Origin of the sequence: Janthinobacterium agaricidamnosum NBRC 102515 = DSM 9628 (assembly GCF_000723165.1) — a bacterium.
GTDB lineage: Bacteria > Pseudomonadota > Gammaproteobacteria > Burkholderiales > Burkholderiaceae_D > Janthinobacterium > Janthinobacterium agaricidamnosum.
In genome coordinates this window covers 771,096-784,071 of the sequence record NZ_HG322949.1, presented here as the reverse complement: position 1 = coordinate 784,071, position 12,976 = coordinate 771,096, and the positions used below count along the sequence as shown (strand labels likewise).

Genomic DNA, 12,976 nt, shown 5'->3' with positions numbered 1-12,976 from the left:
CATGCGGAATGGTTTGCCATTTGATTTTGCACAAGGACGCCGCTGGCGCAGGCAGCACGGCCAGGACGAAAAAAAAGACCGGCGAAGCGGTCTTTTTTTGGGTGCCGGGCGGGCGCCCGGCGTATGACGACGCACTGCTTACTTGGCGGCGGCGGCTTTGACGTCAGCTTCGCCCTTGGCTTGCACTTCGGCGGTCCTGGTCGCCGCCAACGCCTTGTCTTCGGCCGCGTTGACGTGCTCCTTGATCGCCTTGGCGTTGGCTTTCACGGTTTCCTTGGTCGCCTTGGCGTCGGCTGCGGCGGCGGTCTTGTCAGCCTTGGCGGCTTCTTTCTGTTTATCTTCCGGATCGGCCTTGGCCACTTTCTCGGCTGCCTTGGCCTTGGCATGGTTGGCCTTGACGTGGGCTTCGCTGATTTTTTCGTGGGCCTTGGCGTCGGCGTTGGCGGTCGATTCATTGGCCTTCGCTTCCACCTTCATTTCCGACGTGATGGCTTTGACGTTGGCCTTGTCGGCCTTCGCTTCGGCCTTGACCACGGCTTCCGTGGTCTGGGCGTATGCGGCGCTGGTCAACAGGCCGGCGACGGACGTGGCGATCAGGGTGGCGAGTAATTTGTTCATGATGTGACCTTTCAATATAGTTTTAAATTCTGAGTGCATGTGGCAGCGCCCCGCATCGCGCCGCCCCTTCCGAAGCGACGCCGATGACATGACTACAGATTAATGTAAGACGCTCTCCATCACCGTGCGGCACCGTACACAACAGTAAAACAGTTTATTCCGCCACCAATCCAGCGGCATGGCGCGCGGCGATCCACTCTTCATTGGTCGCCACCACGCCCAGCGCGAGACGGCTGTGCGGCGCCGAAATCAGCGGGCCATGCACGGCATTGGCCGGCTCGTCCAGCAGCGCTCCGAGGAAGCCGAGGCCAGCGCAAATCCGCTTGCGCAATTCGATGCTGTGCTCGCCGACACCGGCGCTGAACACCAGCAAATCGAGGCCGCCCAGCAGCGCCGTCAGCGCGCCGATTTCGCGCACGATGCGGCGCACGTACAGCGCCAGCGCGGCGCGTACCCGCTCGCCGGTGGCATCGTCGCGCCGCTCTTGCGCCAGCAGCACCGGCGGGTCGGCCGACAGTCCGGACACGCCCAGCAAGCCGGATTCGTGGTACAGCACATGGCCGACCTCGGCCAGCGTCAGCTTTTCGATTTCCATCAGGTACAGCACCGCGCCGGGATCGAGCGAACCGCAGCGGGTGCCCATCATCAAGCCGTCCAGCGCCGAAAATCCCATGGTGGTGGCCACGCTTTGCAAACCCTGCATCGCGCACAGGCTGGCGCCGCTGCCGAGGTGGGCCACGATCACCCTGCCGCGCGCCACGTCGCCGAAATGCTCGGGCAGCACCAGCGACATGTATTCATACGACAGGCCATGGAAACCGTAGCGCCGCAAGCCGCGCTCCCACGCCGCGTACGGCAGCGCCAGCATCTGTTCGACTTGCGGCACGGTGTGGTGAAAGCCGGTGTCGAAACACGCCACCTGCGGCAAATCGGGGCGCGCTTCCAGCAGCACTTCGATCGCTTCCAGCGCGAACGGCTGGTGCAGCGGCGCCAGCGGAATATAGGTTTTCAAGTCGGCCAATACGGCCGCATCGACCCGCACCGGCGCAAAATACTTGCTGCCGCCATGCACCACCCGATGCGCCACCGCGCGCAGCGTGCGGCCGGCCAGCTGCGCCAGCACCCGCTCGCGTATCAACGCCAGCGCCGCGTGGTAAGGCTGTTGTCCATCGAGCGTCAACGCCAAGGCCTCGCCGCCGCCGGCGCGGAAGGTCGGCTTCGGTCCGCCGATGCCTTCGACCTTGCCGCTCCATTCGGCCTGGCGCGGCAACGGCGTGATGCCGCCGTCGAACAGCGCGAACTTGATGCTGGACGAACCGCAGTTGAGGACCAGGATCAATTCGCCGCGCGCTTGCGCGGCATTCGTCAACGATGAAACAGGATTCATGGCGGGCTGCTACGGTAGTGGTGGGCGAGCATCAGGGCGATGGCGCAGGAGGCGATGCGGCTGGTGCGCGAATCGGCGCGGCTGGTCAATATCACCGGCACCCTGGCGCCCAGCACGATGCCGGCGCTTTCGGCGTCGCCCATGTATTCGAGCTGCTTGGCCAGCATATTGCCGCTTTCCAGGTCCGGCACCACCAGGATGTCGGCGTGGCCGGCCACGTCCGACACGATGCCCTTGATGCGCGCGGCGGCGGCCGACACCGCGTTATCGAACGCCAGCGGGCCATCGAGGATCGCGCCGCTGATTTGCCCCCGGTCGGCCATCTTGCACAGCGCGGCGGCGTCCAGCGTCGACGGCATCGCCGGATTGACCGTTTCCACCGCCGCCAGGATCGCCACGCGCGGTTCGGCCACCCCGATCACGTGCGCCAGGTCGATCGCGTTGCGCACGATGTCGGCCTTGATGTCGAGCGTCGGCGCGATATTGATGGCCGCGTCGGTGATGATGAACGGGCGCGGATACGCCGGCGTCTGCATCAGGAAACAATGGCTGATGCGGCGCTTGGTGCGCAGCCCCGCCGCGCCGGCCAGCACCGCCGACATCAGTTCGTCGGTATGCAGGCTGCCCTTCATCAGCGCTTCGACCTGGCCCTTGCCGGCCAGTTCGGCGCCGCGCGCGGCGGCGGCATGGCTATGTTCGACGTCTTCGATCTCGATGCCGCTCAAGTCCAGCCCGGCGGCCAGCGCCACCGCTTCCAGCCTGGCCCTGGGCGCCACCAGCAGCGGCACGATCAGGCCGGCATTGCGCGCATCGAGCGCGGCCGACAAGCTTAATTCATCGCATGGATGGATCACCGCCACGCGGATCGAGCCGAGCGGACGCGCATGGTCCAGCAAGCGCTGGGCGCCGGCGCCACCGGACACGTTCAGGCGCACTTCCGGCAAGGTGGTGCGCGGCCGTTCGATCGCCTCGCTCGGCGCGATCACGTCGGCCTCGCCTTCGATGACGGTCTTGCCCTCCTGGTTGACGCAGGCGCAGGCCAGCTTGACCAGCTTTTTCCCGGCGTCGCGCGCGGTGACGCTGACGCTGACGGTCAGGGTGTCGCCGACCCGCACCGGATGCAGGAAGCGCAGCGTCTGGCCGCGGTACACCGTGCCCGGTCCCGGCAAGCGGGTGCCGAGCAGCGATGAAATCAGCGCCGCGCCCCACATGCCATGCGCGATCACGCCATGGAAGCGGGTCGAGGCGGCGAACTCGGGGTCCAGATGCTGCGGATTGTCGTCGCCGGACATCACCGCGTACAGCTGGATGTCTTCGCTGCTCAGCGTGCGTTCGATGCTGACGCTGTCGCCGATGGCGATCTGTTCGAAGGTGCGGTTGCGGATGGTCGCCAAATCTGTATTTTTATCGGTCATAGGGTTCGTCATTCACATGTCAGGCGCGGGCCGCCAGCCGGACTGTATTATTTTTCCGGGAGCGGGCAGCCTGATCGAACAGTTGCAGCACCTGGTCGAGGCTGGCCTTTTCGTCGGCCGATGGCGGCAGCGGCATATTGACCATTTGCTGCAGCATCCGCGCCAGTTCATCAATTTGATCCGGCGTGCCGCGCGCCAGCAAGACCGGCAAGGCGGCCATTGCCGCATCCTGGTCGAGCAGCATCAAACGGGCCTGCTGGCGCACGACCTGGCGGAAGCCGGCGATGCCCAGCTTGTCGCCGGGCGCCGACTGGTGCAATTGCTGCGCCAGGTTGAAGCGCCGTTCATCGGCGACGCCGCGCAGGCGGTGGATGAAGCACAGCGCGCGGATGCCGGCTTCGGCCAGGCCGCCCTGGCCGACGCTGCCGCGCAACCGTTCGACTTCCGCCTTGACGAAGGCGCAATGCTCTGGCGCGATGGCCGGTTGCGGGCGCGGCGCCTGCCCGTTGCCGAGTCCGGCCAGCGCCTGCAGCCACGGCGCACCGTACACCGCATCGAACACCTGTTCGCACGCCATGTCGCGCCAGTCGCGCCAATTATCCAACGCCGCGATGACGCCCGCCGACCACGCGCGCTGCATTTGCAACAGCGGATTGTCGGCTGCCACCGGCTGGCGGTGCTGGCGGATTTTTTCGGCTTCGCGCGCCACCAGCGGCGCCAGCGGATGGCGGTCCGACCACGCTTCATACGATACCCGCAGCGGATGGGTGCCTTGCATCCAGCGCGCCGATAACGGCGTGACGGCGGCCCTTACCCACGGCTGCACGAACTGGCGGTACAGGCCCAGGTTGATTTCCGACACGCGCGCCACGGTGGCGAACTTGCGCTCGTTTTCCGGGTCCGGCCGGACGATCTCGCGCACGTCGCCGATGCCGCGGCGCTGGATCGACAGGACAAAATCGCCGCTGGCCAATTCCGGGTTCGGCGTGGCGGCGGTTTTATCCTCGATCAGCGCCTGGTAGATCCCGGCCGGCAGCAAGTCGATCAAATCGATATTGCTGGCGAATTTCTGGTGTTCCTTGCGGCCCACGCTGCCGGACACAAAAATGCCGAGGTGGCCGATGCTGTCGTGTACCGCATAGACGATGGTCTGGTCGTGCGTCAGCACGTCGGTGTCGTCGCGGTACAAGTCGGTGATCCAGCCCAGCGCCTGCGGCGGCGGGGTGATGTTGTCGCCGTTCGAGCAAAACACCACGATCGGCGAACGGATATTGCGCAAGTCCAGCCGCACCCCGTCGGCGGTGATCAGTTCGGCGGTGGCCAGGCGGTTGCCGACGAACAGGTTGTCGACGATGTATTGCATCTCGACCTGGTTCAGGAACACATGGCCGCCCCAGTATTTTTCAAACCCGAGATAACGTTCGGCCTCGCTATCGATGTTCGCGTACAGATTATATTTTTTGCCCCACAGCGTATTGGCCGGATTCAGGTTCTCGAAATTCTGCACCAGCGAGGCGCCGTCGAAGCGGCCGTTGCCCAGGTCGCCGGCCAGCGCCGTGCCCCAGCTGCCGCCCAGCAGGCCGCCGGAATAGCGCATCGGATTGCGGCCGTGCCAGCCGGCCCAGTACGACACCGGCGCGCCGGCCACGATGATCGGACCGAACAGTTCCGGGCGCAGCGCGACCGTCATCAGGATTTGCCAGCCGGCCTGGCAATTGCCGATCACGGCCGGCTTGCCTTCGCTGCGCGGATGCAGCGCGATGACTTTTTCGAGGAAGGCCGCTTCGGCGTGCATCACGTCTTCCACCGTTTGCCCGGGCGCCGGATCGGGCAGGAAGCCGATGAAATAACAGGGATGGCCGGCGCGCAGCGCCACGCCGATTTCGCTTTCCGCCTTGAAGCCGCCGATGCCGGGGCCGTGGCCGGCGCGCGGATCGACCACCACGAACGGCCGCCTGGTCTCGTCGGCCGGCTCGTCGTGCGGCGCCAGGATGCGCACCAGGCCGTAATTGACGGGGCGCGCCAATTCCAGGCCGGACATGACGATTTCGGCGGTGAAGTCCAGCACGTTCGGCACTTCCTCGGCCATGTGCTGGTGGTACTGGTTGCCGCGCCGGCGCATCACGTCGGCATACAGGATGCTGCGCTGCCAGGCGTCGATCGCATAGCTGCCGGCCGCCTGCGGCCAGGGGACGTTGGTCGTACCGGTATTGGTCGTAGATTCCTGCATCGTCATCAATCTCCACTGTGGTTCGTGTTGCGGTTTATCTGACTGGCTCATGATATGGCCTTTTCAACAAGCCCGGGGAAAGGTGGTTTTCTATCGTGCGGGCGCATCGCGTCAAGCCATCTGGCTGATGGTCTTGCGGAAGCGCGACAGCGACACCGTGAACAGCGCGGCGCCGATCGCCAGCAGCGCCAGGAACGGCTTCCAGACCACGTCGAAACCGGCGCCGCGATACAGGATCGCCTGGCTCAGTTCGACAAAGTGGGTGGTCGGCGCGACCAGCATGATGTTTTGCACCAGTTGCGGCATGCTTTCGCGCGGCGTGCTGCCGCCGGACAGCATTTGCAGCGGCAGCAGCACCAGGATCAGCAGCATGCCGAATTGCGGCATGCTGCGCGCCACCGTCGCCATGAAGATGCCCATCGACGTCGTCGCGAACAGGTGCAGCGCCGCGCCGCACAGGAACAAGGCCACCGACCCCTCGACCGGCACGTTGAGCACGCCGCGCACCACCAGGTTCAGCGACAGCCCGGCGGCGACCAGCACCACCAGTCCCATCGACCATACCTTGGCCAGCATGATTTCGCTCGGCGTCACCGGCATCACCAGCAAATGCTCGATGGTGCCGTGTTCGCGCTCGCGTATCAGCGCGGCGCCGGTCAGGATGATCGACAGCATCGTCACCTGGTTGATGATTTCCATCAGCGCGCCGAACCACGCCTGCTGCAAGGCCGGATTGAAGCGCGCGCGCAGCACCAGCTCCACCGGCGGCCTGGCGCCGCCACGGTAGCGCTGGGTGAACTCGGCCACTTCGCCGGCGACGATTTGCTGGATGTAGCCGCTGCCGCTGAAGGCCTGGCTCATGCGGGTCGCATCAACGTTCAGTTGCAGCACCGCGCGGCGGCCGGCCAGCACGTCGCTTTGCAGCTTGCCGGGAATGGTCAGCACGAAGGTATAGCGGCCGGCGTCCAGGCCGGCGTCGACCTCGGCTTGCGAAATCACGGCCGGGGTGGTGAATTGCGGCGGATAAAACGCCCCGGCGATGCGCGCCGACAGCGGCGACGCGTCTTCATCGACGATCGCGATCGACGCCTTGTGCAGGGTTTCCGGCTTGGCCGTGGCGGCCACGTAGATCGCCAGCGTGAAGGTGTACAGTATCAGTATCAGCATCATCGGGTCGCGGATCAGGCTCCACAATTCCTTGATGCCGAGGCGGTAAATATTGGCGAGGCCGCGCATGTCAGCTTTCCTGTTTCTTGAGTAAGACGATGGTCAGGCCCAGCACCACCGGTATCGCCAGCAGCAGCGCCCAGAATGCGCTGTGCAAGTCGGAAAAACCGAGCGCCTTGTTGAAGACGCCGCGGCTGATGTCGAGCATGTGGGCGGCCGGATACAGCATGCCGATCAAGCGCCCGCCGCCTTCCATCGACGACACCGGATTGAGCAGGCCGGCGAACTGGATCGCCGGGATCATGGTGCCGATCATGGTGACGAACAGCGCCGCGATCTGGCTTTTGGTGAAGGTCGACGCGAACAGGCCGATGCCGGTGGCGCTGATATTGAACAGCAGCGCAGCGCCCAGCAAGGTCAGGAAACTGCCTTTGACCGGCACGCCGAACACGGTCACCGCCAGCAAAGTCATCAGCAAGAAGTTCAGCATCGCCAGCAGCACGTACGGCGCCTGCTTGCCGAGCAAGAATTCGGTGCGCGTGACCGGCGTGACGTACAGGTTCAAAATCGAGCCGAGCTCCTTTTCGCGCACCACCGACAGCGCCGCCAGCATCGCCGGCAGCATCAGCAACAGCAGCGGAATCACCGCCGGCACCATCGCCGGCAGACTTTTCACGTCCGGGTTGTAGCGGAAGCGCGTCTCGACCGCGACCGGGCTGCTCAGCGCGATGCCGAGACGATGCAGCGCCTGGTCGGCCAGCCAGCCCTGGTGCATGCCCTGCACATAGCCCTGCACGGTTTCGGCGCGCATCGGCATCGCGCCATCGACCCAGGCGCCGATCTGCGCCGGCGCCCCGCGCTGCACATTGCGGGTAAAACCGGGCGGGATTTCAATCGCCAGCGCCAGTTCGCCGCTGCGCATGCGTTTATCCAGGTCGTCGTAGTCGCGCAGCGGCGGCTGCTCGATGAAATAACGCGAGCCGGACAGATTGAGCGTGTAATTGTGGCTCAGCGTGGTCTGGTCATGGTCGAGCACCGCATAACTCAGGTTTTCGACGTCCAGGCTGATGCCGAAGCCGATCACGAACATCAGGATCACCGAACCGCCCAGCGCCAGCGTGGCGCGCACCGGGTCGCGGCGCAATTCCAGCGTTTCGCGCCACAGGTAGCTGAGCATCCGGTTCAGGCTGAAGCCATGCCGTTTCTGGTGCACGGCGGGCGCGTCGGCCGCCGCCGGCGCCACGGCCGCCGCATCGGGATCGACCGATACCCCGCCGCCAGCCTGCTCCAGATAGGAAATGAAGGCTTCTTCCAGCGTCGCCGCGCCGCTGTTTTTCACCAGTGCGTCCGGCGCATCGCTGACCAGCACCCGCCCCGCGTGCATCAGGGAAATGCGGTCGCAGCGCTCGGCCTCGTTCATGAAGTGGGTCGAAATGAAGATGGTGACCTTGTCGCGCCGCGCCAGCTCGATCATCAGGCGCCAGAAGTTATCGCGCGCAATCGGATCGACGCCCGACGTCGGCTCGTCGAGGATCAGCAATTCCGGCCGGTGCACCATCGCCACCGCCAGCGACAGCCGCTGGCGTATGCCCAGCGGCAGGCTGTCGGGCAGCGCGTCGATCGCCTCGCGCAAGTCGAAACGGTCGGCCATTTCATCGACCCGCGCCGCAATTTCGGACTCGGGTACATGGAACAGCCGCGCATGCAGCACCAGGTTCTGGCGCACCGTCAACTCGCTGTACAGCGAAAACGCCTGCGACATGTAACCGACCCGGCGCCGGGTGGCGATATCGTCGGGATTCACTTCGCTGCCGAATAGCCAGGCCGTGCCTTCGCTGGCCGGCAGCAAGCCGGTCAGCATCTTCATGGTGGTCGACTTGCCGCAGCCATTGGACCCCAGGAAGCCGAAAATTTCGCCGCGGCCGATGCGGAAATTGACGTGATCGACCGCCGTGAAATCGCCGAAGCGCATCGTCAGATCCTTGGCTTCGATCGCGATGTCGTTCGCGCTTTGCGCATCCAGCGGCGTGATCACCACCGGCTGGTGGCCGCGCCGCTTGGCTTCCGGCAGCAGCGCGATGAAGGCCGCTTCCAGGTTGGCGCTGCCGGTATTGGCCAGCAATTCGGCCGGCGTGCCGGTGGCCAGCACCTTGCCGTCGTCCATCGCCACCAGCCAGTCGAAGCGCTGCGCCTCGTCCATGTAGGCGGTCGCGACGATCACGCTCATTTCGGTGCGGTCGGCGCGGATATGCGCGATCAAGTCCCAGAACTGGGCCCGCGCCAGCGGATCGACGCCGGTGGTCGGTTCGTCGAGGATCAGCAAGTCGGGATCATGGATCAGCGCGCAGCACAGCCCCAGCTTTTGCTTCATGCCGCCGGACAGCTTGCCGGCCGGCCGCGCCAGGAAGGAATACAGGCCGGTGCTGCGCGTCAGCTGGTCGATGCGGCGGCGCCGTTCGGCCGCGTCATGGCCGAACAGGCGCGCAAAGAATTGCAGGTTTTCTTCGACCGACAGCGTCGGATACAGGTTCTTGCCCAGTCCCTGCGGCATGTAGGCGATGCGCGGGCAGACCGCCGTGCGGTGTTCGCGATCGGCCATGTCGCCGCCCAGCGCTTCGACTGTGCCCTGCTGCACCGCGCGCGCGCCGGCCACCAGCGACATCAGGCTGGACTTGCCGACGCCGTCCGGTCCGATCAGGCCGACCATCCGGCCGGCCGGGATATCCAGGTCGATCGCATCGAGCGCCACGGTCTTGCCATAGCGCTGGCTGACGCCTGCCAGCCGCACCACCGCTGCGGTCTTTTCCAAGACCACGCTCACTGTGCGACCTTGCCGGTCAATTCAGCCGGCCACGCGGCTTGTGCATCGAGCTTGACCCAGGCCACGCCGGGCAAGCCGACCTTGACCAGCTTGACGTGTTTTTGCAGCAGCTCGCGGTTGATTTGCGCCTTGACGCGGAACATCAGCTTTTGCCGTTCGCTGGTGGTTTCCACCGTTTTCGGCGTGAATTGCGCGCTGCTGGCGACGAAGGAAATCGTCGCCGGGATCACGTAATCGGGCGCGGCGTCCAGCACCAGCCGCACTTCGGCGCCCAGCGCGACCTTGCCGGCCACGGTTTCGGGCAGGAAGAACGTCATGTAGACATCGTTCAAGTCGACCAGGTTCAGCACCTTGCCGCCGCCGCCCAATACTTCGCCCTGCTGCGCCACCACGTATTGCACGCGGCCGTCGCGCGGCGCACCCAGCTGGCTGTCGGCCAGGTCGGCGTCGATGCGCGCGGTGGTCGCCTCGGCCGCGTTCACCGCCGAACGGGTGCCGACCACTTGCGCGCTGGCCGCATCGATCGCCGCCTGCGCCGCCGTCACCTGGGCCCGCGCCGCGTTCAGCGCGGACGCGATACTGCGCACCCGGGCCCGGTCGTCGTCCAGCTCCTGGGCCGACGACGCGCCTTCGCGCGCCAGCGTTTCGGAACGGGCCAGGCGGCGCTGCGCCGCATCCAGCTCGCTTTCGCGCTGCGCCACCACGGCTTGCGCCGCGACCTTGTCGCTTTGACGCACCGCCACCTGGGCCTCCGCGCCGACCACCGTATCGCGCGCCTGCTGATGGCGGGCGCGCGCTTCGTCGCGCTGGGCTTCCAGCGATTGCACTTGCATTTTCGCCAGCGGCTGGCCGGCCTTGACGAAATCGCCCTCGCGCACCAGCAGCGCATCGACCCGGCCCGGCAACTTGGTGGCGACGTCGACTTCCGTGGCCTCAATGCGGCCATTGCCGCTGACGAAACCGGGACCGGGACCGGCTGGACGCAGCGCATGCCAGCCATAATAAGCCAGCGCCAGGACGGCCAGGACCAGTGCTGCGGGGAGGAATTTTTTCTTCAGTTGTGGAGTCATGGGGTCGCAATCAATAAGTATCAATAAGTGAGGGGAGCGGCTGCGTCCAGCGCGCCGCCGCCGAGCGCGGCGTACAGGCTGACCTGGCTGGACAACAGCGCGCGGCGGGTTTGCACCAGCGCCTGTTCCACGTTCAGCAAGTCGCGCTGCGCATCGAGCACTTCCAGGTAGGGCGCGGCGCCGTTGTCGTAGCGCAGCTTGGCCAGCCGCGCGCGTTCGGTCTGGGCGGCCAGCGTGGTTTTCTGGATGCGCACCTGCTCGGCCAGCCAGCGCCGCCCGGACAAGGCGTCCGACACTTCGCGGAACGCGTTTTGCACGCTTTTTTCATAATTCGCCACGGCCACGTCGCGCCGCGCCACGGCCAGGTCCAGCCCGGCGCGGTTGCGGCCGGCGTCGAAGATCGGCACGCTCAGGCGCGGTATCACGCTCCACGCGCCGCTGCCGGCATCGAACAGGCCATGCAGTTCGGCGCTGGCGCTGCCGTAGGAACCGGTCAGCGTGATGCGCGGGAAAAACGCCGCGCGCGCCGCGCCGATATTGGCCTGGGCGGCGCGCAGCTGGTGTTCGGCGGCGGCGATGTCGGGGCGCACCGCCAGCAAGTCAGACGGCAAGCCGGCGCGCACTTCGCGCAACACGCTGGCATCGTCGAAGCGGCGGGTTTCCGGAACCAGCGGCAGCGGCGCGCCGACCAGTTGCACCAGCGCGTGGGCCCGCGCGGCGCGCGCCTGCTCCAGTTGCGCGCCCAGCGACTGCGCCTGCGTCAGCAGCGTTTCGACTTGCGTCAAATCGAGTTTCGAGATCGAGCCGACTTCAAAGCGGCGCTTGAAGATGCGGTACGACTCGGCCCGGCTGTCGACGGTGCGGCGCGCCAGCGCGACCCGTTCGTCGAGTTCGCGCAGCGCCAGGTAGCCGTCGGCCACCTGCGCCACCAGCGCCACGCCGACGGCGCGGCGCGCCTCGTCGCTGGCCAGCAGGTTTTCCAGCGCGCTGTCTTTCAGGCTGCGCACGCGGCCCCAGAAATCCAGCTCCCACGCGCTGACGCTCAAGCCGGCCTGGTATTGGGACGCGACCAGCGGCTGGCCCGTCACATTCAAGTCGCCCGGCACGCGCGAGCGGTTGCCCTCGGCGCCCAGGCCCACCGTCGGAAACTGTTCGGCGCGCTGGATGCCGTAGGCGGCGCGCGCTTCCTGTATCCGCAAGGCGGCGATGCGCAAGTCGCGGTTATGCCGCAGCGCCTGGACGATCAATTCCTGCAAGAGGGGATCGGCAAAATAATCGCGCCAGCCGATCGCCGACGCAGGCCGCGCGCCGGCGGCCGGATCGGTTTCCGGATACGCCGCCGCCACCGGCAAGGCCGGCGCCTGGTACGGCGGCGCCATCGAGGTGCAGGCGCCCAGCAGCGACATCAGCGCCAACGGTAAAAAAGTCTTGACCATCTTCATCGTGCGTCCTGCCTAGTTAAGAATGTTGTAGCCGGCGTCGACATACAAGGTGCCGCCGGTGATGGAACGGGCGCCGTCGCCGGCCAGGAAGGCGCACAGCGCGCCGACGTCGTCGATATCGACCAGCCGGCGCAGCGGCGAACGCTGCGCCGCGTCGGCCAGCAGCCGGTCGAAATGGGCGATGCCCGACGCGGCGCGGGTATCGAGCGGCCCCGGCGAAATCGCGTTGACGCGGATGCCGGCCGGTCCCAGCTCGGCCGCCAGGTAACGCACCGACGCTTCCAGCGCCGCCTTGACCGGTCCCATCAGGCCGTAATCGTTGATCACCTCTTCGGCGCCCAGGTAACTCATCGTGATCAGGCTGCCGCCGTCCCGCATCAGCGGCTCGGCCAGCTTCGCCAGCCGCATCAGCGAGTGGCAGGAAATATCCATCGCCTGCGCAAAACCGTCCGCGGAACTATCCACCACGCGGCCATGCAAATCCTGCATCGGCGCGTAGGCGATCGAATGGACCAGGAAATCGAGCCGGCCCCATTGTTCTGCGATCGCGTCGAACAGCGCCGCGGCCTGTTCCGGGCGGCTGACGTCGAGCGGCAGCGCGAGCGCCGCCTCCACCTGCCGCGCCAGCGGTTCCACATGCGGCCGCGCCTTGTCGTTGAGCCACGTCAGCGCCAGTTCGGCGCCGGCGCCGGACAAGGCGCGCGCACAACCCCAGGCAATGCTCTGCTCGTTGGCGATGCCGATCACCACGCCTTTTTTTCCCCGCAAACCGGTATTGATCATCTTGTTACTCCATAAAGTAGACGCCGCCGTAGCCGGGGCTTGA

9 protein-coding genes are annotated in these 12,976 nt (G+C 66.2%); all 9 read right to left on the bottom strand.

Annotation, left to right across the window (positions count from 1 at the left end):
• Nucleotides 1–138 precede the first annotated feature (138 nt).
• Nucleotides 139–618, bottom strand: a complete 480-nt coding sequence (locus GJA_RS03290; RefSeq protein WP_038488752.1) for a hypothetical protein — start codon at nt 616–618, stop codon at nt 139–141.
• A gap of 154 nt (nt 619–772) precedes the next feature.
• Nucleotides 773–2,005: an acetate/propionate family kinase gene (locus tag GJA_RS03285; RefSeq protein WP_038488750.1), complete on the bottom strand. Its 1,233-nt coding sequence runs from the start codon at nt 2,003–2,005 to the stop codon at nt 773–775.
• Entirely contained in the window at nt 2,002–3,420 is a 1,419-nt protein-coding gene (locus GJA_RS03280) for a bifunctional enoyl-CoA hydratase/phosphate acetyltransferase (protein WP_081905231.1), read from the bottom strand. The genes GJA_RS03285 and GJA_RS03280 overlap by 4 nt, the downstream gene beginning before the upstream one ends.
• Before the next feature lie 19 nt (nt 3,421–3,439).
• Nucleotides 3,440–5,650, bottom strand: a complete 2,211-nt coding sequence (locus GJA_RS03275) for a DUF3141 domain-containing protein (protein WP_051780226.1) — start codon at nt 5,648–5,650, stop codon at nt 3,440–3,442.
• 111 nt (nt 5,651–5,761) lie between these two features.
• Nucleotides 5,762–6,886 carry an ABC transporter permease gene (locus tag GJA_RS03270; protein WP_038488744.1) on the bottom strand — a complete coding sequence of 375 codons (1,125 nt, stop codon included), beginning with the start codon at nt 6,884–6,886 and terminating at the stop codon, nt 5,762–5,764.
• Between the two features lies 1 nt (nt 6,887).
• On the bottom strand, nt 6,888–9,626 hold the full coding sequence (rbbA, locus tag GJA_RS03265) for a ribosome-associated ATPase/putative transporter RbbA (protein ID WP_038498548.1): 2,739 nt from the start codon (nt 9,624–9,626) through the stop codon (nt 6,888–6,890).
• A gap of 8 nt (nt 9,627–9,634) precedes the next feature.
• Nucleotides 9,635–10,708: an HlyD family secretion protein gene (locus GJA_RS03260; protein WP_038488741.1), complete on the bottom strand. Its 1,074-nt coding sequence runs from the start codon at nt 10,706–10,708 to the stop codon at nt 9,635–9,637.
• Between the two features lie 20 nt (nt 10,709–10,728).
• The gene (locus GJA_RS03255; RefSeq protein ID WP_038498545.1) at nt 10,729–12,144 is read right to left on the bottom strand and encodes an efflux transporter outer membrane subunit; all 1,416 of its coding nucleotides are present in this window, start codon (nt 12,142–12,144) and stop codon (nt 10,729–10,731) included.
• Between the two features lie 18 nt (nt 12,145–12,162).
• Nucleotides 12,163–12,933 carry an enoyl-ACP reductase FabI gene (gene fabI, locus GJA_RS03250; protein ID WP_038488737.1) on the bottom strand — a complete coding sequence of 257 codons (771 nt, stop codon included), beginning with the start codon at nt 12,931–12,933 and terminating at the stop codon, nt 12,163–12,165.
• Nucleotides 12,934–12,976 lie beyond the last annotated feature (43 nt).

What these genes read in the sequence shown, in the direction of transcription:
- GJA_RS03260 (WP_038488741.1), bottom strand. Translation starts at nt 10,708, where the DNA reads ATGACTCCACAACTGAAGAAAAAATTCCTCCCCGCAGCACTGGTCCTG.
- GJA_RS03275 (WP_051780226.1), bottom strand. Translation starts at nt 5,650, where the DNA reads ATGCAGGAATCTACGACCAATACCGGTACGACCAACGTCCCCTGGCCG.
- GJA_RS03285 (WP_038488750.1), bottom strand. Translation starts at nt 2,005, where the DNA reads ATGAATCCTGTTTCATCGTTGACGAATGCCGCGCAAGCGCGCGGCGAA.
- GJA_RS03255 (WP_038498545.1), bottom strand. Translation starts at nt 12,144, where the DNA reads ATGGTCAAGACTTTTTTACCGTTGGCGCTGATGTCGCTGCTGGGCGCC.
- GJA_RS03290 (WP_038488752.1), bottom strand. Translation starts at nt 618, where the DNA reads ATGAACAAATTACTCGCCACCCTGATCGCCACGTCCGTCGCCGGCCTG.
- GJA_RS03270 (WP_038488744.1), bottom strand. Translation starts at nt 6,886, where the DNA reads ATGCGCGGCCTCGCCAATATTTACCGCCTCGGCATCAAGGAATTGTGG.
- GJA_RS03280 (WP_081905231.1), bottom strand. Translation starts at nt 3,420, where the DNA reads ATGACCGATAAAAATACAGATTTGGCGACCATCCGCAACCGCACCTTC.
- fabI (WP_038488737.1), bottom strand. Translation starts at nt 12,933, where the DNA reads ATGATCAATACCGGTTTGCGGGGAAAAAAAGGCGTGGTGATCGGCATC.